The sequence below is a fragment of the Novosphingobium pokkalii genome (assembly GCF_014652855.1).
GTDB lineage: Bacteria > Pseudomonadota > Alphaproteobacteria > Sphingomonadales > Sphingomonadaceae > Novosphingobium > Novosphingobium pokkalii.
Genome location: NZ_BMZP01000010.1, coordinates 38,104 through 57,790, shown reverse-complemented (window position 1 = coordinate 57,790; position 19,687 = coordinate 38,104). Strand labels below are relative to the sequence as shown.

The 19,687-nt window shown below is 65.1% G+C and carries 17 protein-coding genes; 5 read left to right on the top strand and 12 right to left on the bottom strand.

Annotation, left to right across the window (positions count from 1 at the left end; genetic code table 11):
- Positions 1-16 precede the first annotated feature (16 nt).
- The 3 genes from IE191_RS12115 (at position 17) to IE191_RS12105 (ending at position 2,373) form a co-directional block, all read left to right on the top strand.
- Positions 17-1,150, top strand: a complete 1,134-nt coding sequence (locus IE191_RS12115; RefSeq protein ID WP_191324629.1) for a cobalamin-independent methionine synthase II family protein — start codon at positions 17-19, stop codon at positions 1,148-1,150.
- Positions 1,147-1,542: a nuclear transport factor 2 family protein gene (locus tag IE191_RS12110; RefSeq protein ID WP_191324628.1), complete on the top strand. Its 396-nt coding sequence runs from the start codon at positions 1,147-1,149 to the stop codon at positions 1,540-1,542. The genes IE191_RS12115 and IE191_RS12110 overlap by 4 nt, the downstream gene beginning before the upstream one ends.
- Before the next feature lie 84 nt (positions 1,543-1,626).
- A complete protein-coding gene (locus IE191_RS12105; protein WP_191324627.1) occupies positions 1,627-2,373 on the top strand; it encodes an IclR family transcriptional regulator in 747 nt (248 codons plus the stop codon).
- A gap of 314 nt (positions 2,374-2,687) precedes the next feature.
- On the opposite strand, the gene IE191_RS12100 is transcribed toward IE191_RS12105, so the two are convergent.
- The 6 genes from IE191_RS12100 to desA form a co-directional block, all read right to left on the bottom strand.
- Positions 2,688-3,740 (bottom strand): LPO_1073/Vpar_1526 family protein, encoded by a 1,053-nt coding sequence (locus tag IE191_RS12100; protein ID WP_191324626.1) that lies wholly within the window; start codon positions 3,738-3,740, stop codon positions 2,688-2,690.
- A gap of 424 nt (positions 3,741-4,164) precedes the next feature.
- A complete protein-coding gene (locus IE191_RS12095) occupies positions 4,165-5,025 on the bottom strand; it encodes a transporter (protein ID WP_191324625.1) in 861 nt (286 codons plus the stop codon).
- A 53-nt stretch (positions 5,026-5,078) separates the two neighbouring features.
- Positions 5,079-6,653 carry an amidase gene (locus IE191_RS12090; RefSeq protein ID WP_229815304.1) on the bottom strand — a complete coding sequence of 525 codons (1,575 nt, stop codon included), beginning with the start codon at positions 6,651-6,653 and terminating at the stop codon, positions 5,079-5,081.
- Positions 6,654-6,838: 185 nt separating this feature from the next.
- Complete coding sequence (locus IE191_RS12085) at positions 6,839-7,786, bottom strand: PAS domain-containing protein (RefSeq protein ID WP_191324623.1); 948 nt, start codon at positions 7,784-7,786, stop codon at positions 6,839-6,841.
- A 271-nt stretch (positions 7,787-8,057) separates the two neighbouring features.
- Positions 8,058-8,903, bottom strand: coding sequence for a beta-etherase (locus IE191_RS12080; protein WP_191324622.1), 846 nt, complete (start codon positions 8,901-8,903; stop codon positions 8,058-8,060).
- A 138-nt stretch (positions 8,904-9,041) separates the two neighbouring features.
- Positions 9,042-10,430, bottom strand: coding sequence for a syringate O-demethylase (gene desA / locus IE191_RS12075; protein WP_191324621.1), 1,389 nt, complete (start codon positions 10,428-10,430; stop codon positions 9,042-9,044).
- 260 nt (positions 10,431-10,690) lie between these two features.
- On the opposite strand from desA, the gene IE191_RS12070 reads away from it, so the two are divergent.
- Complete coding sequence (locus tag IE191_RS12070) at positions 10,691-11,602, top strand: nucleoside hydrolase (protein WP_229815302.1); 912 nt, start codon at positions 10,691-10,693, stop codon at positions 11,600-11,602.
- Positions 11,603-11,694: 92 nt separating this feature from the next.
- Here IE191_RS12070 and IE191_RS12065 read toward each other — a convergent pair whose 3' ends face one another.
- The 6 genes from IE191_RS12065 to IE191_RS12040 all read right to left on the bottom strand — a co-directional run bounded on the left by IE191_RS12065 (position 11,695) and on the right by IE191_RS12040 (position 18,507).
- Positions 11,695-11,949: an ATP synthase F1 subunit epsilon gene (locus IE191_RS12065; RefSeq protein ID WP_191324619.1), complete on the bottom strand. Its 255-nt coding sequence runs from the start codon at positions 11,947-11,949 to the stop codon at positions 11,695-11,697.
- A 51-nt stretch (positions 11,950-12,000) separates the two neighbouring features.
- Positions 12,001-13,452 (bottom strand): F0F1 ATP synthase subunit beta, encoded by a 1,452-nt coding sequence (gene atpD, locus IE191_RS12060; RefSeq protein ID WP_191324618.1) that lies wholly within the window; start codon positions 13,450-13,452, stop codon positions 12,001-12,003.
- 29 nt (positions 13,453-13,481) lie between these two features.
- Complete coding sequence (locus tag IE191_RS12055; protein ID WP_191324617.1) at positions 13,482-14,360, bottom strand: F0F1 ATP synthase subunit gamma; 879 nt, start codon at positions 14,358-14,360, stop codon at positions 13,482-13,484.
- 69 nt (positions 14,361-14,429) lie between these two features.
- Positions 14,430-15,959 carry a F0F1 ATP synthase subunit alpha gene (atpA, locus tag IE191_RS12050; protein WP_191324616.1) on the bottom strand — a complete coding sequence of 510 codons (1,530 nt, stop codon included), beginning with the start codon at positions 15,957-15,959 and terminating at the stop codon, positions 14,430-14,432.
- A gap of 30 nt (positions 15,960-15,989) precedes the next feature.
- Positions 15,990-16,544: a F0F1 ATP synthase subunit delta gene (locus IE191_RS12045; protein WP_191324615.1), complete on the bottom strand. Its 555-nt coding sequence runs from the start codon at positions 16,542-16,544 to the stop codon at positions 15,990-15,992.
- A 406-nt stretch (positions 16,545-16,950) separates the two neighbouring features.
- Positions 16,951-18,507, bottom strand: a complete 1,557-nt coding sequence (locus IE191_RS12040) for a S1C family serine protease (RefSeq protein ID WP_229815300.1) — start codon at positions 18,505-18,507, stop codon at positions 16,951-16,953.
- A gap of 101 nt (positions 18,508-18,608) precedes the next feature.
- Here IE191_RS12040 and IE191_RS12035 point away from each other — a divergent pair, with 101 nt between their 5' ends.
- Entirely contained in the window at positions 18,609-19,640 is a 1,032-nt protein-coding gene (locus IE191_RS12035) for a bifunctional transcriptional activator/DNA repair enzyme AdaA (RefSeq protein WP_191324613.1), read from the top strand.
- Positions 19,641-19,687: the final 47 nt, after the last annotated feature.

Genomic DNA, 19,687 nt, shown 5'->3' with positions numbered 1-19,687 from the left:
GCAAGGGAGAGGCCCTGTGGCCCATATCAAGACCACCCATGTCGGCAGCCTGCCGCGGGGCGAGGAGCTCACGCCGCTGTTGCTCGCGCGCGATGCCGGCAAGCCTTATGACGCTGTCGAGTTCGACGCCAAGGTGGGCGCCGCCGTGGCCGAGGCGGTGCGCCAGCAGGTGGACGCGGGCGTTTCGATCGTCAGCGATGGCGAGCTGGGCAAGGTGGGCTATTCCACCTACATGATCGAGCGGCTGTCGGGCTTTGGCGGGCATATCGATCGCAAGCCTGCGGCCGACCTGGCCGAAGTGCCGGGCCTTGCCAAGAAGCTTGCGGCGATCATGGGCGCCCAAGAGTTCGTGCGCGCTTCGTGCATCGGGCCGGTCAAGCTCGTCACGCTCCAGCCGCTGCACGACGATATCCGCCGCTTCCGCGCCGCGCTCGATGCGCATGCCGCGCCCGAAACCCAGGCGTTCATGAACGCGGCCTCGCCGGGCCTGATCACCGCGTTCCAGGTCAACCGCCACTATCCCAGCCACGAGGCCTATCTGGCCGACCTCGCCGATGCCATGCGCGAGGAATACGAGACCATCGTCAATGCCGGGTTCTTCCTGCAACTCGATTGCCCCGATCTCGCCATGTCGCGCCACACCGGCTATCAAGACCTGAGCGAGGCCGAATTCCTGAAAGTGGCCGCCGCCAATGTCGAGGCGCTCAACGCCGCCACGGCCAACATTCCGCCTGAAAAGATGCGCATGCACGTGTGCTGGGGCAATTACGAAGGCCCGCACGATCACGATATTCCGCTCGAACGGGTGATCGATATCGTGCTGGCCGCGCGGCCCGCCACCGTGCTGTTCGAGGCGGCCAATCCCCGGCACGAGCATGAATGGAAAGTCTGGGCCGATGCCAAGGTGCCCGATACCAAGATTCTCGCGCCCGGCCTGATCGACACCTGCTCCAACTATATCGAGCATCCCGAACTGATCGCGCAGCGGGTGGAGCGCTTTGCCGCCATCGTCGGCGCCGATCGCGTGGTGGCCAGCACCGACTGCGGCTTTGGCACCTTCGCCGGCTATGGCAAGATCGATCCGATCGTCACCTGGCGCAAGCTCTGGGCCTTGCGCGAAGGCGCCGACATTGCCGGAGCGCGCCTGTGACGGATGACGAACGCCGCGCCATCGAGGCCGACTGCGGCCGCCTGATCGCGCTCTACGCCAATCTCAACGACGAGGCGCGCTGGGACGAGGCCGCCGCGCTCTATGCGCCGGATGGCCTGATGACCCGGCCCACCGCGCCCGATGCGCCGATCGTGGGGCGCGAGGCGATCCTCGCCGCGTTCAAGGCGCGCCCGCCGCGCACCACGCGCCACGTGTGCAGCAACGTGGTGATCGAGGTGGAAAGCGCGCGTGAGGCACGCGGCACCAGCGCCATGCTGCTGTTCACCGGCGCCCCCGCGCCGCTGGTCGGCTCGTTCCACGATCGCTTCGTGCGCACCGAGGAAGGCTGGCGCTTCGCCGAGCGCCGCGGCACCCTCCTGTTCCAGACTTGACGAGCAAGCCCCCTCCTCTTCAGAGGAGGGGGTTGGGGGGTGGTGGAAATCCAGCACAACCCCGCCGAACACAAGGAAACCCCCATGGCCTCCGCCCCTTCCGTCGCCACCCCGGTCAAGTCCGCGCTGCGCACGCTCGACGTGATCGAATTCGTCGTGGCCCATGCCGCCGGCGTGGTGGCGCAGGACGTGGCCCAGGCCCTGGGCATTCCGGTCTCCAGCCTGTCCTACCTGCTCGCCACGCTGGTGGAGCGGCAATACCTCACGCGGGAAGGGCGCCGCTATCTGCCCGGCCCGGGGCTGGAGCGCCTGCGCGTCTCCCCCGCCGCGCTCCCCCTGGCCGACCGCGTCGCCCCCCTGGTCCGCGCGCTCAAGGCCGAACTCAACGAAACCGCTAGCTTCATGGTCCGCGTCGGCTGGGAAGTGGAAGCCGTGGTGACCGAGGCCAGCGACCAGACCCTGCGCTACGCCATCGAACCCGGCGCCCGCCGCCCGCTGCACTGCCTCGCCGCCGGCAAAGTGATCCTCGCCACGCTGCCCGAGGCAGACCTGCACCGCTACTTCGCGGAAAGCACCCGCACGGCGATGACCGAACACACCCGCGTCCGCGACGAAGAGCTGCGCGCCGACCTCGCCCGCATCCGCGCCGAAGGCATCGGCATGGCCTGCCACGAAGCCACCCTGGGCATCTGCGGCACCGCCGTGCCCGTGCGCGTCGACGGCAAAGTGGTCGGCGCCCTGAGCGTCGCCGTGCCGGAAGTGCGCTTCGACGCAGAGCTGGCAGCGCGGGTGCGGAGCGCGCTCAAGCGGGCGGCTGGGGCGGTGGGGTGAGGGTGGGCAACCGGCCGCTATCAACCGAAATGCGACATTTGCGGATCGGGTCTGAACAGCAGTTTCCGCCAGAACTGGCCGTTCGCTCTATGTACAGCCGTCGGGCAACGATGTGGTCATTTTGGTCGCTCGAGCGCTGAATTAATGACCAAGGAAGTCGCCTTTCCGGTTACGCATGTCGAACAGATCGTTCCAGCAGCATGGATGGCTGGGCGGAGCTAGGTGGGTTGTGACGGTCGTACGCGCAATGATGAATTTGTAATTACTATGATGAAAATTACAGGCTGTGAAATGCTGAATGCGCAGCTTTTTACTCATTTTATCCAAATGCTGAGGTCTGCATTTTCGAAGGTGGGGATTTGCGTCAGTCTAGCATGGCCGATGACTTTACCAATTGTAGTGAGATCAAGCGACTTCAACGATGATGAATTCCATTTGTAAATAACTTCCTCAATTCGAGGGCATTCCGGCTTTAACTTTTGCACGATAGCATCATCGTCAGCTAAACTTGCGATTGCCTGCGACCATATACGTCGAACGTGTTCCTCACTAACTGAGGGCGTCCGATATATACTCAATAGTTCTTCCAGTGATATTGCCCGAGGTCGGCGGCGGGAAGGATCAAATTCAGATGGAGTCAGTAGAAACTTAACATCCGGTGTTGAATCTTCAACTATTTTATCGACTTCTTCGGCGCTGAAGCCCTTCATAAATAGGCCTGGATAAACCTGCCTCCAAATATCAAGCAGACTAATTTCTAACGCGGAAATGGCAGTGCACCTTTGTGACACCAAATATTCGTATGAATCTCGATCTGTCTCTAAATCATCTAGCAGTTCATATATGTACGCGTTTAAATTTGCGCAAAATGAAGATAAATCATTAATTGCGGGATTTTTCGTGTGTCTCGCATAAAACGCGAACGCAAGTTCACTCATATCATTTTTCGTCAGTCGCGATACGACCGTAATCGCTTCATTAATTGCAAAAGCGCGACGCGATCTGGTATCCTCGCTCGATCTCTTGGCAATAAGATCTACCAACGTTCCATGCGTTTCCGGATCGCCAGTTCGAGCATAAGCGCGCTGTGCTTCAATGACAATGTGCAGGAAGTCAGGATCAGAAAAGGCTTCTCTCTTGGCCGTAGCATCATGATCGAAGCGCTTTATTAGGCTGTCTTCGAATGCATTAAGTCGGACATCCATCGCGGTTAAAGCTGTTTCGATGAACTTGGGCATTTGGTCGAAAAGCGACTCCACAATGCTTCGAAAATCATTCGAGCTTAAGCCTTGATTAACAATGGTGTCGCGCTGACTCTGAATTGCGGTAGCCCCTTCCGCAACCCGCTGATCTTGCCGTGAGCTCATTTGATACGATCCACCTTCGTGTCCCGACCTGATTGGATCGAAATTGACCCCTTCCCGGTTCGCTGACGTTGACTAACACGGCGACGTTTTTTGACTGCCGCGCTGACGCATATACCGATTATTGCCACAATCACAGCCGCTACACCGATGACGATCTGCCACTGCCCATCTGTCATAAACTCTGCCCTCTGTTTGCCGGGATTTCATATGCGCGGTCAGTTGTTAGACGCAAGTATAATTGATATAAATGGTCATTTAAGGAAGTGAGTCTATTTTGCCATTGATGTGAAAATATGGAAAAGCTGGAATTCCGGGAGCAGCATGCCTATTTCACACATTAATGCCGCTAACTATAGGTCGGGCTCTCCATTCGCCTTGGCGGTCAGTCTGCCGTCCCTACCGTCTCACTCCATCAATCCACCCCTCAAAACTTCCGCGTTACCCCAAACCCCACCTCCACATCCGGCGTATCCCGGTTCAACCCCGCCGTGGCCTGCACATCCAGTTGCAGCATCTTCGCCGGCTGCACGTCGAACGAGAGCGCCGCGCGGCTCATCGTCGCATGGCGCGCCGGGTCTTGGTCGCGCACGAATTGCAGTTCCGGGGTCAGGCGGACGGTCTTGGACAAGTGGACCTGCACACCCATCGCGGCGCCATAGGCGAGGTGGCGGCCCTGGCCGCTTTCGTTCACGGCGGCGTCCACTTCGGGGGAGAGTTCCAGCGACACGGTGTCGTCGAGCTTGTAGCTGGTCGGCAGGATCAGCCCGGCGCCCCAGTCGCCCGCGCCCACTTGGCTGTGGCCGGTGGGCAGGGTGACGAAGGGCAGCACAGCCACGGCGAGGCCGGTCTTGCCTTCGGCAGGGTGGCGCAGGTTCTGTTTCACGCCCAGGGTCAGGTCGCCCACGCCTTGTACGGTGTCGATCGCGCCGGTCTGCGTGTCGCGGGTGCGAACGTGGCCGAAGGTGGTCCAGCCCAGTCGCAGTTCGGTGGTGGGCGTCACGCCATAGCGCAGCAGCACGTCGCCCGCCGTGATCGTGTCGGTGCGTTGGTCGGGCTGGCGGTCCAGCGTCCAGTCGCCCAGGCCAAGTTCCATCTGGAGCCGGCCGGGATCGACCGTGCAGGCCGGGGTGTCGAGGCCCGGCCGGTCGCTGCACAAGTCGCGCAGGGTGGGGCGGTGCGTGCTGTCCTGCGCGATCTCGTCGGGTGTACCGATATCTTGCGCGGCGGCGGGCGTGGCGGCGAGCTGGGCGACAAGCGCCAGCGCCGCGAGGATCGGTGTTTGCATGATGGGCCCCCTGTGGTGTGAGGGGGCAACGTGCGCGCGGCCGCGCCGGTTCCTCAGCCGGGCGGCAGGGCAGGGGCGCGGCGGGCGTGGCTCGCCTGCTCGAAGGCATAGCCATAGGCGAGCACGCGCGCGTCGTCCCACGCGGTGCCGACGATCGACAGGCCCACGGGCAGGCCATCGACCTGGCCCATCGGCACGGTGAGGTGGGGATAGCCGGCCACGGCCGCCAATCCGCCCGCTCCGCCGCCCACGAAATTGTCCTTGAGCACCGGGTCGATCAGCCAGGCCGGGCCGAGCGTGGGGGCAACCAGCGCGGTCACCTTGTTGTCGGCCAGCATGCGATCAATGCCCTCGGGGCCGGCGCTGCGCTTCGCCTGCGCCGCTGCCGTGCGATAGGCCGGGTCGGCCAGGCCCTTGGTGGTCTCCGCATCCTCGAAGAAATCCTGCCCGAACAGGGCCAGTTCCTGCGCGGCGTGGGCCTTGTTGAAGGCGATCAGGTCGGCCAGCGTGCGGCTGGGCACTTTGGCCGGATCGGTGGAGGCGAGGTAGCTGGCCATGTCCGCCTTCAGTTCGGTGGAGAGCACCAGTTGCTCTTTCTCGCCCACGCCGGCCGTGGCGGGCGGCGGGGCCTTGATCTCCACCAGCGTGGCCCCGGCCGCGCGCAGGGTGGCCAGCGCGCGCTCGAACAGGGCGTCGGTTTCGGGGTGGAACCCGGCGGCAAAGCGCATCACCCCGATGCGTACGCCCTTGAGCGCATCGGGCGCGAGCGTGCGGGTGAAATCATGCCCCAGTTGATCGGCGCGCGCCGTCGCCGGGTCTGCCGCATCGCTGCCGGCCATTGCGCCCAGCAGCAGCGCGGCATCGCGCACGCTGCGCGCCATCGGGCCGGGCGTATCCTGGCTGTGGCTGATCGGCACGACATGGGTGCGCGAGACCAGCCCGACCGTGGGCTTGAACCCGACCAGGCCGTTCACCGCCGATGGACAGGTGATCGAGCCATCGGTTTCCGTGCCCACTGCCGCCGCCGCGAAACTGGCCGCCGCCGCCGCGCCCGATCCGGCGCTCGATCCGCACGTGCTGCGGCGCGGATCATAGGGGTTGCGCGCCTGGCCGCCCGTGGCGCTCCAGCCGCTGATCGAGTGGTTGGAGCGGATGTTGGCCCATTCCGAAAGGTTGGTCTTGCCCAGGATGATCGCCCCGGCCGCGCGCAGGTGCGCCACCAGCGGCGCGTCGCGTCCGGTCACGTTGCCCGCCAGCGCCAGGCTGCCCGCCGTGGTCGCCACCGGATCGGCGCTTTCGATATTGTCCTTGATCAGGATCGGAATGCCTTCGAGCGGCTGGTGCGTGGGGTGCGCCTTGCGCGCCGCGTCGGCCGCGCGGGCCTGCTCCAGCGCGCGCGGGTTGAGCGCGATCACGGCATGAAGCTGCGGGTCGATCTGCGCGATGCGCGCTTCATAGGCCGCGACCAGCTCTGCCGAGGTCACGCGCCCGGCATCGAGATCGGCGCGCAAGGTGTCGATCGATTTTTCCGCCACGTCATAGGCATGCGCGGGGCTGGCAGCGAGCAGGGCGGGGGCGAGCAGCAAGGGCAGGCGCATGGCGGGCGGGCTTTCTGTGCATTCGGGCATCGGTCATGGTCTCGCACCACCCCCCGGCCCCCTCCTCTGAAGAGGAGGGGGAGAGGAACGAGAAAGCCCCATCCTCTTCAGAGGAGGGGGTTGGGAGTGGTGCGAAACCTTGCGCAACGCAACCTGCCACAGCCCGCTCGCACCCGCCAGTTGCCCTTTAAGCACAGCGGCTCAACCCGGCGCGGTCAGTGCCTTATCGGCAAGTACAGGTCGGCTATCAGGCCTTCCGGGCGCCACAGCCGGCTGATGCGCCCCCCGGCCGCGCGCACCATGCGCTCGACCATCTGGGTGCCGAAGCCCTGGCGATCCTCGTCCGGCACTTCGATGGCGGCGCCGGTCTCGATCCAGGTGAAAGCCAGCACACCGTCGCTTTCCGTCCAGCGCACGGTGACTCGCCCGCCAGCCGTGCCCAGCGCACCATACTTGATCGAGTTGGTGGCGTATTCGTGAAACACCAGGGCGAGCGTGGTGACCACGCCGGGCGGCACGGTCGCGGCCTGCTCCACGATCTCGCAGCGCTCGCCATAGGGCGCCAGCAAGGCCCGCACCAGGTTGCCGAGGTCCACCGGTTGGCCGGCCGGCAGGCTTTCCGCGCCCACGAAGGCAACGTCGGATGCGCGGCTCAACGCGCGCAGCTTCTCATGCAGGTTGAGCGCCAGCGCGCTGGACCCATCGCCGCCGGTTTCGCGATCGGCAATGAACACCAGCCCCGCGACCAGCGAGAACAGGTTCTTGATGCGATGGTGCATTTCGCGCGCAAGCAAGTGTTCGCGGGCCACGGCGTCTTCCAGTTCGCGCTCCAACACGGTTTGCGATGTCACATCGCGCGAGACGCAAAGGATCTGGTGGACCTCGCCATCCTGACCGATCATGGGGGTGAGCAGGTTGTCCCAGAACAGGGTTCCTGCGTCCGTCTCGCTGCGACCGGGAAAGCGGGCGCTTTGCCCGGCAGCGGCACGGGCCAGCGCGGCGCGGCCTGCGGCCTGGATGTCTTCGGGCAGCAGCGGGATCCACGGCATGCCGAACGGGCCATGTTCGTCCACGTTCAGCGCGATGCAACCAGTTCGGTTCATCATGGCCAGATTGCCATCTGCACCAAGCAGCTTGATACAATCCGGCGTTGCATCGAGCATGGCTTTTTGAAGATTGGAAATGTTAGAGAATGTAAAATCGATCAGCGGTGCTTGCTCGCCAGTCAATTCTTGAACGCGTCGGATGTTTTCCGATCTGGTTTTGTCTCCGTTACTGTTGTCCATGGTGAACCTCCCCTGGGCACCGCGTGGACGATTGAGGTTAGCAGCGGGCAGGAACCCTCTCAATAGAGTGTGTAAACGGTTCGTCGCATAACCAAGGGCCGCCGGAATCATCGCTTCCGGCGGCCAAGTTTCTGTCATGGCGGGAAAATCAGGCCGGTTGCTTCATGCCTTGGGTGATTTTCTGCGTTTCCGCCTGGGTGGAGGCGGGGCCGGTGTTGCGCTTGTAGATGCCGCCAAGGCCGCCCTGGCGGTTGAACAGCGGCACGTCGCCCTCGCGCTGCTCCAGGCCGAACAGCGGGAACAGGCCGGGATGGCGGCCCAGGCCGCCATGGAGATCGAGGCAGCGGTCGAGCCAGTCACGCAGCGGATCGTCGGGCGCCAGCACAGGCGTCTTGCACACCGACGCGGTGAACAGGAAGCCGCCGAGGATGCGATAATCGGCATAGTTCGGCGCGCTGCCGCCCAGCCACGGGTGCTGCGCGAGGGTGGAGCGCAGCGGTTCGAGCGCGGCCGAGATGCCCGCCAGGCGATCCTCGCGACCGGCCTGGATCTCTTCCAGCTTGCGGCCCAGCATCTTCTCGCGCGAATGGGTGATGTACTCGTGGTCCTGCGGCAGCGAGAGATCGCGATAGTCGGCGCAGAAGCAGCGCATCCACGGGCCGACGGCGGCGCCCCAGAACCAGTGATCCAGCGCCTTGAGCGTGGCGGCGACGCTTTCATGCGGGATCAGCAGGGGGCGATCGGGATAGGTGGCGTCGAGGTATTCGACGATGCCCCAGCTATCGAGCACCCAGGTGCCGTCGTCGACGATCGCGGGCAGCCGCTCGGTCTTGCCGCCGGTGCGCTCCAGAATGCCGGTGAAGCCGCCGGGCACCACGTCGAGGTCGAAGCCCTTGTGCTTCAGGGCATATTTGGTGGCCCAGACGAACGGGCTGATCGTGGCACCGGTGGAAATGGCCAGGTCGTAGAAGGTGATCTTGTTGTCTTTTGCCATGGCGGCATCCTCTCCTTGGATGCCGCGATCATGCCATGAATTGTTAGCAAGGCAAACAAAATATCCCGCCCAAAAGGAAAGCGCCGGCCTCCGTCGGGTGGAGACCGGCGCCCGCAAGGAAGACGGTGTCTCCCTCGCTTACTTCTGCGTGCGCCAGCCTTCGGCGTAGCTGTCGCGCGCAACCTCGGAATAGGGCACGGGGCTGACCACGGCCTTGATTTCGGTCTGCACGTGCGGTTCGACGGTGGGCTTGGTGGTGCCGCCATCGGGCTCACCCCACAGCAGGCTGACTTCGCCGCCAATCGTCTCGTGGCCCTTGTCCATCATCGCCAGGGTCAGGAACTTGCCCTCGTTGGCGGAATAGCCGATCCAGGTGGAGAGGCCGACCATTTGCCCATCCTTGAGCACTTGGTCGAACGGATGCATGGCATAGACCGCGCTGGGATATTCCATGAACTTGGCCCGATCGCCCTTGCTCAGCGCGGAGGATTGCACGCGCATCACGTCTTCGTTGTCGAGCGCCAGCGTCACCTTGGTGCGGTGGTTGCCGGCGGCGTGCATCTTTTCCAGCGCGGCGCGGCCGATGAAGTCGTGGTCGAACTTCACAAACGGACCATAGCCCAGGTCCCGCGGCGTCGTGTAATAACCTTCGACGGTTTCCGGAACATAGCTGCCGCCAACCGAGCACTTGGCTTCATAGGAATTGGCCGAGAGCCATTCGCGGTAGGGAGCCAGCGCCTCGCCGGTGTAGATCGCCGGCAGCGGGGAGGGGATCCAGCCCGATTCCAGCGTGTTGGAGGAATAGGCGCGGCCGCCGACCAGGGCCATGCCGAATGCCTTGCCGGCCTCCACCAGCGCGGCGTGCACGGCGCCATAGTCTTCCCACGGACCGAACAGTTCAAAGCCCGGCTGGCCGGCCATGCCGTGGCGCAGCGCGCGCACGTCTTTGCCACCGATGGTCATGCGGGTCATGTGGAAGAACTTGAGTTCGGGTGGGGTCTTGCCAGTGGCCTTCTCGATGATCTTCATCGCGTTGGGGCCCTGGATCTGGAAGCGATAGCTGTTGCGCTTGCCGTCGTTGCGCATCGCCCAGCGCTCGTCACGCTCCACGGTCACGTTCCAGTTGCCGCTGGCGGCGTGGTATTCCACCCATTCGATCGTCGGCGCGCGGCCGACCAGGTTGAACTCGTTCTCGTCCAGATAGAACAGGATCACGTCGCCGATGACATAGCCATCGGGCGTGACCGGCACGAACTGCTTGGCGCGGTCGGGCTGGAAGTTCTTGAAGCTGTTGATGCCGAGATGCTCCAGCATCTTGAAGGCATCCGGCCCGCGCACGGCCAGGTCGACCATGTGGTAGCTCTGGTTGTAAAGCACGGCGGTGTGGCCCCAGGCCCACTGCTCGGCGCGCCAGTTGGAATATTCCGCCGGCACGCCGGGGTAGACATTGGGGCCAACCTGCTGGTTGCGCAGGAAATCGACAAGGTTGGCTTGCGCGCCGATGACGCTGGCCAGGCTCTGGGTCATGACAGGTATCTCTCCCTCGAACTTCGTGCTTGCTGCATGCCGCAAATTCACGCTGATGAAAAGTTCGCAAATACGAATTTGAGAAAAAAGTTTGTGTCACATACGATCGGCGGCGGGCATCGGATTGACTCGGTGCGATAACATGGTGTGATCGGCAGATGGAATGTTCACGACGCGCTGCGCTGACCGGCCTTGCGGCTGGTTCCCTCCTACCGATTCTGGCGCGGGCCGCGCCGATCCTTTCCGACGGACCACCACGCATGCGCGTGATCGTGGACAACGATTTTGCCGGTGATCCTGACGGACTTTTCCAACTGGCGCATGCCTTGCGCAGCCCTTCGGCCGATGTCCGGCTGATCGTGGGGTCGCACTTGCACAGCCCGCAGGATGCCGAGCCGGACGACGGGCATCAGGCGGACAAGGCCGCCGCCAAAGTGCGCGAACTGCTCGGGGTGATGGGCCTTGCCGGGCGCGTGCCGGTGGTGCGCGGGGCGGAAGGGGTGCTTGGCCGCAAGGACCGGCGCAATTCGGCCGAGGCCGTAGCGGCGATCTTGGCCGAGGGCATGCGCAGCGACGTGAACACGCCGCTGTTCTATACCGCCGGCGCCGGGTTGACCGACCTGGCCGCCGCGCTTCAGGCCGAGCCACGCCTGGCGCAGCGCATGACGCTGGTGTGGATCGGCGGGGCCGAGCATCCGGGCGGCGCCCTGCCACCGCCGGGCGCGACGAGCGGGGAATACAACTTCACGATCGATCCGGCGGCCGCGCAGTTCGTGTTCGGGCAAAGCGACATCCCGATCTGGCAGGTGCCGCGCGATGCCTATCGGCAAATGCTGGTCAGTTTTGCGGAATTGCGGGCTCTGGCGCAAAGCGGGCCACTCGGCGCCTGGCTGGTCGGCAATGTGGAGCGCATGCGTGGCGCGCTTGCTGAGCGGGGCATGAACCTGGGGGAGACCTATGCCCTGGGAGACAGCCCCCTGGTCACGCTCACCGCGCTGCAATCGGCATTTGAGCCCGATCCGGCCTCTTCGCGTTACCACCTGGTGCCCACGCCGCGTCTGGGCAGCGATGGGGCGTATCAGCTTCGGCCTGACGGTCGGCCGATGCGGGTCTATGACTGGATCGACACGCGGCTGACCTTTGCCGACATGTTCGCCAAGCTTTCGCACTGAATCCGTACCTGGGCATCCGTGCTTGGCCAAAACAAAAGCGGGCCGGCGCCACGAAGGCGCCGGCCCGCTTTGTGCGTCGGTGTAAGAAAGCGTCAGCCTTCGACGTGTTCGGCCAGAACCGTGAGGCCCTTGGCGTTGACTTCCGCGAAGCCGCCCTGGACCTGGATTTCCTCGGGCTGGCCGCCCTGGGTGCGATAGACCTTGATCGTGCCGTCCTTGACCGTGGACATGAACGGCGCGTGGCCTTCCAGCACACCGAATTCGCCCTCGGTGCCGGGAACGACAACCTGCCACACCGCTTCCGAGCGGACGAGGCGAGCCGGGGTGACGAGTTCAAAGTGGAGCATGGCGTGTCTTCCAAGGTCCCCTCCCGCAAGCAGGAGGGGTGAGAGTCAAGATCAGGCTTCAGCAGCCAGCTTCTTGGCCTTTTCCACCGCTTCGTCGATGCCGCCGACCATGTAGAACGCGGCTTCGGGCAGGTGGTCGTATTCGCCGTCGACCACCGCCTTGAACGAGCGGACGGTGTCTTCGAGCTGGACGAACTTGCCGGGGATGCCGGTGAACACTTCGGCCACGTGGAACGGCTGGCTGAGGAAGCGCTGGATCTTGCGGGCGCGCGCCACGGTCAGCTTATCTTCTTCCGACAGTTCGTCCATGCCCAGGATGGCGATGATGTCCTGCAAGGACTTGTACTTTTGCAGGGTTTCCTGGACGCGACGGGCGGTTTCGTAATGCTCGGCACCGACAATGCGCGGTTCGAGAACGCGGCTGGTCGAGTCCAGCGGGTCCACCGCCGGATAGATGCCGAGTTCCGAGATCGCGCGGTTGAGCGTGGTGGTGGCGTCGAGGTGGGCGAACGAAGTGGCCGGCGCAGGGTCGGTCAAGTCGTCGGCCGGCACGTAGATCGCCTGGACCGAGGTGATCGAGCCCTTGTTGGTCGAGGTGATGCGTTCCTGAAGCGCGCCCATGTCGGTCGACAGGGTGGGCTGGTAACCCACGGCCGAGGGAATGCGGCCGAGCAGCGCCGACACTTCCGAACCGGCCTGGGTGAAGCGGAAGATGTTGTCCACGAAGAACAGCACGTCCTGGCCTTCCTGGTCGCGGAAGTATTCGGCCATGGTCAGGCCCGAAAGCGCGACGCGAGCGCGGGCGCCCGGCGGTTCGTTCATCTGGCCATAGACGAGCGCAACCTTGGACCCTTCCGAGGTGGCGTTGCCTTCGGCGTCCTTGGCGATGACGCCGGCGTCGAGGAATTCGTGATAGAGGTCGTTGCCTTCGCGGGTGCGTTCACCCACGCCGGCAAAGACCGAGACGCCGCCGTGGCCCTTGGCGATGTTGTTGATCAGTTCCTGGATCAGCACGGTCTTGCCCACGCCAGCGCCGCCGAACAGGCCGATCTTGCCGCCCTTGGCATAAGGCGCGAGCAGGTCGATCACCTTGATGCCGGTGACCAGGATCGCCGCTTCGGTCGACTGGTCGATGAATTCGGGAGCCTTGGCGTGGATCGGGGCGAACTGGTCGGCGCCCACCGGGCCGCGTTCGTCGATCGGGTCACCAACCACGTTGAGGATGCGGCCGAGCGTCTTGGGGCCGACCGGCACCGAGATCTGCGCGCCGGTGCTGGTCACGGCCTGGCCACGGGTGAGGCCTTCGGTCGAGTCCATGGCGATGGTGCGCACGGTGCTTTCGCCCAGGTGCTGCGCCACTTCCAGAACCAGGCGGTTGCCGTTGTTGCTGGTTTCGAGCGCGGTGAGGATCGGCGGCAGTTCGCCGTCGAATTGCACGTCGACGACGGCGCCGATGACCTGGCTGATCTTGCCGGTCGATGAGATGACAGGTGCGGTTGCCATTTGTGTCTTTCCTTGCCTGCTGGTCGTCGTCAGAGCGCTTCGGCGCCGGCGATGATTTCGACGAGTTCGGTGGTGATCGCGGCCTGGCGGCTGCGGTTGTACTGGATGGTCAGCTTCTTGATCAGTTCGCCGGCGTTGCGCGTGGCATTGTCCATCGCGGTCATCGAGGCGCCCTGTTCGCTGGCCATGTTTTCGAGCAGCGCACCGAAGAGCTGGACGCGCAGGTAGCGCGGCAGCAGATCGGCCAGGATCGCTTCCTCGTCGGGTTCGTAATCGACCACGGCACCGCCATCGTTGACCACGGCGGCGGTCGGGGCCGGCACGGGAACGATCTGCTGCGTGGTGGGGATCTGTGCAAGCGCGCTGCGGAAGCGCGAGAAGATCAGGTGCGCCACGTCGAACTGGCCGGCTTCATACATGGTCAGCAGTTCGTTGGCGATCTTCTCGGCTTCGGCAAAGCCGGCCTCGCGCACGGTGGTGGTGTCGAAACCGCCGGCGATCGCATTGGGGAAATCGCGCCGGATCGGGGCGCGGCCCTTGCGGCCGACGAGGTAGAACTTCACCGTCTTGCCCTGGGCGATCAATTCCTGCGCCTTGGCCTTGGCGGCCTTGACGATGTTGGCATTGAACGCGCCGCACAGGCCGCGATCGGAATTGGCGACGACCAGGAGGTGAACCTGGTCCTTGCCGGTGCCGGCGAGCAGCTTGGGGCTGCCTTCGCCAACCTGCACCTTGCTGGCGAGGCTGGCCATCACGTCGGCGAGGCGACCGGCATAGGGGCGCGCGGCCTCGGCAGCGGCCTGCGCCTTGCGCAGCTTGGCCGCGGCGACCATCTGCTTGGCCTTGGTGATCTTCTGGGTCGACTTGACCGAGTTGATCCGCAGCTTGAGTTCCTTGAGCGAGGCCACTCGTCTATCTCCACTTCATCTCCCCCCGCCGCGCCGCAGGGGCGGGCAGGGGGGATGAGTCTTGCGTTATCAGGCGAACTGCTTGGCGAAAGCGTCGAGCGCTTCCTTGAGCTTGGCCTTGGCGCCGTCGCCCAGATCCTTGCTGTCGCGGATTTCGGCGAGCAGGTCGGCCTTCTGGGTGCGCAGGAAGCTGAGCAGCTCGGCTTCGTATTCGGTGACCTGATCCACCGGGATCGAGTCCAGGTAGCCCTGGGTGCCGGCGAAGATCACACAGGTCTGCTCTTCAAAGCCGAGCGGCGAGAACTGCGGCTGCTTGAGCAGCTCGGTCAGGCGTGCACCGCGGTTGAGCAGCTTCTGCGTCGAAGCGTCGAGGTCAGACCCGAACTGGGCGAAGGCCGCCATTTCGCGGTACTGCGCCAGCTCCAGCTTGATCGAGCCGGCGACCTTCTTCATCGCCTTGGTCTGGGCCGAGGAACCCACGCGCGACACCGAGAGGCCGACGTTGATGGCCGGACGGATGCCCTGGTAGAACAGACCGGTTTCCAGGAAGATCTGGCCGTCGGTGATCGAGATCACGTTGGTCGGAATGTAGGCCGACACGTCACCGGCCTGGGTTTCGATGATCGGCAGGGCGGTCAGCGAACCGGCGCCGTTGTCGTCGTTCATCTTCGCGGCGCGTTCGAGCAGGCGGCTGTGCAGGTAGAACACGTCGCCCGGATAGGCTTCGCGGCCCGGCGGGCGGCGCAGCAGCAGCGACATCTGGCGATAGGCGACGGCCTGCTTGGACAAGTCGTCGTACACGATCACGGCGTGCATGCCGTTGTCGCGGAAGAATTCACCCATGGTGCAGCCGGTGTAGGGCGCCAGGTATTGCAGCGGAGCCGGTTCCGAAGCGGTGGCGGCCACGACGATGGAATATTCCATCGCGCCGTTTTCTTCGAGCTGGCGCACGATCTGCGCCACGGTCGAGCGCTTCTGGCCGACAGCGACGTAGATGCAGTAGAGCTTCTTGCCTTCGTCCGAACCGGCGTTGACCGCCTTCTGGTTGATGAAGGTGTCGATGGCGACGGCAGTCTTGCCGGTCTGGCGGTCACCGATGATCAGCTCGCGCTGGCCACGGCCCACGGGCACCAGGGCGTCGATCGCCTTGAGGCCGGTCTGCACCGGTTCGTGCACCGACTTGCGCGGGATGATGCCCGGCGCCTTGACTTCGACGCGGCGGCGCTCGGTGTACTCGATCGGGCCCTTGCCATCGATCGGGTTGCCCAGCGCGTCGACCACGCGGCCCAGCAGGCCCTTGCCGATCGGCACGTCCACGATCGTGCCGGTGCGCTTGACGGTGTCGCCTTCCTTGATCTCGGAGTCCGAGCCGAAGATCACGACGCCGACGTTGTCGGCTTCGAGGTTGAGGGCCATGCCCTTGACGCTATTGGCGAATTCGACCATTTCACCGGCCTGGACCTGGTCCAGGCCGTGGATGCGGGCAATGCCGTCACCGACCGAGAGCACGGAGCCGACTTCCGAGACCTGGGCCTCGGTGCCGAAGCTGGCGATCTGGTCCTTGATGACCTTTGAGATTTCAGCGGCGCGGATTTCCATCGTTCAGCCTTTCGTGCAAACTTTTTGGCTTCAGCCCTTCATGGCCTGGGCGAGCGAATTGAGACGGGTGCGGATCGAGCTGTCGATCATCTGGCTGCCGATCTTGACGACCAGCCCGCCGAGGATTTCGGGATCGACCGCAGTCTTGAGCTTGACCGACTTGCCGGCGCGAGCGGCCAGCTTTTCGGTCAGCGCGGCGATCTGTGCATCATCGAGGGGATGCGCGCTGGTGACCTGCGCGGTCACTTCATTGCGCGCCGCCGCCGCGATCGCGGCATAGGCGCGGGCCACGTCGGGCAGGGCGGCCAGGCGGCGATTGCCGGCCATCACGCCCAGGAAATTGGCGGTCAGCGAAGAAACGCCCAGCACCTGGCCCACGGCGGCCACCGCGCGGGCAGCTTCGTCGCGGCCCACCTGCGGGTTGCGGATCAGCGCGGCAAAATCGGCCGATTCGCGCAGGCCGTCGGCCAGGCGTTCGAGATCGCCTTCCACGGCCGCAGCCTGGCCCTGTTCATTCGCCAGCTCGTAAAGTGCGGAAGCGTAACGCCCCGCAAGGCTGGCCGTGATGCCGCTGGAAATCTCCACGCGCCTCAGTCCCCTTCGTCCAAGGATTTCAAGCAAGGCACATGACGCGCAAGAAATGCACGTGACGGCCCGCAGTCCCGGCGCGCCTAGCAACGTCACCGCCATATGACAAGTCACCAGTTGGCAAGCCCTGTTGAACCTTGGGCCGGAACACGCAAACGTATGCGTGTTGGGGGTGCGAAAATGTATCAGGAGCGGGACGCGGGGCTGTTTGCCGCGCGGGTGTGATTCGGCGTCTGGTTCAGGAACAGGGGGGCTTCGACAAGCTCAGCCCGAACGGATTTCACACATCAGAATTCACGCGCTCCGTTCGCCCTGAGCCTGTCGAAGGGCGTTGGCGGGGCGCATTGCTGCGCGGGGCTGCGACAGGCTCAGTCCGAACGGCATGAGGGGAGTATTGCGTGCTTCAGGGCACGGGCTGGCAGTTATAGCGCATGCGTTCGTTGGGTTCGCCCGGCAGCAGGGCGCGGATGGCTTGTTGGGCGTCGCCAAAGCGGCGGGCTTCGGCATCGCCGGCGCCGCACGCCGGGGCCACGATCTTCTGCCGTGCGGCGCGGGCCTGGTTCATCGCGTCGAGGCCCATGAGGAAGCGCTCCACCGTGTAAGTGTGGCTTTCCGGATCGAAGTGGGTGACGGCAATGGCATCTTCGCCATTGGGCACCAGCACGCGCGACCAGCCGTCTCCGGCCAGGCCATATTGGCTGCGCCCGTTCATGCAGCCGTCCTGGCTCCAGGTGATCGGCACGTCGGTAATGTCGGACACGGTGACGCGGCTGCGCTGCGGATCGAGCACGCAGATGAACTTGCCCGCGCGCGCCGGGGCGCCAGGTGCCGTGCTGCCCGACGACGCCGGCGTGGCGCTGGCCGCCACGATGTCTTCGGCGCGGCTGTCGATCGATTGCAGGCTGGGGCGCAGTGCCCAGGCGGCGACGGTGCCGAGCAGCAGCACCAGCGCGCCGCCACCGGCAAGGCGCGTGGCGCGAGCATTGTCGCGCTGGGCATAGATGAACGCGGCGCCCCCTGCGCCCAGCGTGGCGACCAGCAGCAGCACGGCGATGGCCATGCCGTTGTCGCGCTGGGTCAGCACGTCGATCTCGGCCTGGCGGCGGGCCAGTTCCAGTGCGCGGGCGCGGGCATTCTGCTTGGCCTGGGCTTCGGCGGCCTGGCGCGCCTGGTCCCCTGCGGCGCGCTCGCTTTCGGCGCGATCGAGATCGGCGATGGAGGTGCAGGGCAGGTCGCTGGCATGGGCCTGGACCCCGTTCTGTTGCAGGAAGCGGGCCAGCTCGCGCATGGAAATGGCGAAGTAGAAGGCCGAATCGGTGCCGTTGTCGCTGACCGTGCCAAAGGAATTGACCCCCACCACGCGGCCGCAGGCATCGAGCAGCGGGCCGCCCGAATTCCCCGCGCCGATCGGCGCGGTGTGCAGGATCGTGTCGAATTCCTTGGAACTGCGCCCGGCCGAGACATAGCCGCGCGTCTTCACCGCCGCCTGCGGGCTGACCAGGTCGGACAGCGACAGGCCCTGCGCCAGATCGACATTGCCGGGATAGCCCACTGCGCTCACATCGGCGCCGTCGGCCACCTGCCCGGCATAGAGTGAAAGCGGCGTGAGGTGCCCGCCGCCCTGGATCTTGAGCAGGGCCAGGTCGTTGCGCGGGGAATAGGCGACAACCTTGGCTTCATAGCCGCCGCGCCCCTCGGGCGGGACGACGCCGGCAATCAGCGTATCGTCCTGGCGCAGCGCCTCCACCACATGGGCGTTGGTCACCACATATTCCGGCGTGACGGCAAAGCCGCTGCCGTGGCCGATCATCGTGGAATTGCGCCCTTCGGTCTGGACGATGACCACGCGGACCACCCCCCGGCTGGCGGCGGCAATGTCTGCCGGGTCGGCCAGGGCCGGCGCGGCGGGCAGGGCCAGCAGGAGCGAAACGAGGAGCGAGGCGATGAGGCGGCGCAACATGGCGCCGGTCATTGCCGGGATTCGCTTTGATCGCAAGGCGCGGGATGCATGCGGCGCGCAAGGATGGCATGAAGAGGCTGCAAACTGCACCGGAAAACGCCATGACGACTCCCGAAGCCCTTGATCCGCAAGCCTGCTGGCAGGCCGTTCTTGCGCGTGACCGCGCCTGGGACGGGGTGTTCGTCACCGGGGTGCTGACCACCGGGATCTATTGCCGGCCATCGTGCCCGGCGCGGCATCCGGCGCGGGGCAACGTGCGGTTCTTTGCCGATGGCGCTGCGGCGCAAGAGGCCGGTCTGCGCGCCTGCCTGCGTTGCCGGCCAGATGACCTGGCGCGCGATGCCGCCGCCGTGGCCGGGGCGATTGCCATGATCAAGGAAGCGGAGGAAGCCCCGGCGCTGGCGCAACTGGCCGCGCAGGCCGGCTATTCGCCCGCCCATTTCCAGAAGCTGTTCACCCGGCACACCGGGCTGTCTCCCGCTGCCTATGCCCGCGCGCTGCGCCAGCGGCGCATGGGCGACGCGCTCGCCGGGGCAGGCAGCGTGACCGAGGCGATCCACGCCGCAGGCTATGGCGCGCCCTCGCGGTTCTATGCCGAAAGCGCCCGGCTGGGCATGGCGCCTTCGGCCTGGCGCAATGGCGGGGCGGGCGTGACGATCCGCTGGGCGCAAGTGGCCACCAGCCTGGGGCCGATGCTGGTGGCAGCAACCGACAAGGGCGTGTGCCGCCTGTCGTTCGGTGAGGGCGAAGCGGCCCTGCGCGCGCGCTTTCCCAAGGCAGACCTGGTGCCGGGCAGTGGCGAATTTGCCGCGCTGCTGGACGCGGTGGTCGACGCGGTGGAAGTGCCGGGGCGGGCCGATCATATCCCGCTCGACGTGGCGGGCACCGCGTTCCAGGAAGCGGTGTGGCGGCAATTGCAGGCGATCCCGCCGGGCGAAACCCGCAGCTATGCCCAGATCGCCGCCGCCGTGGGCAAGCCCGGTGCCGTGCGCGCCACGGGCAGCGCCAATGGCGCGAACCACGTATCGGTGCTGATCCCCTGCCACCGCGTGGTGCGCAGCGATGGCAGCCTGGGAGGCTATGCCTGGGGTCTGGAGATCAAGCGGGAATTGTTGGAGCGGGAGCGGCCCTAGGTTGGCGGTGGGCCCCGGATCAAGTCCGGGGCGACGTTAACATTTCA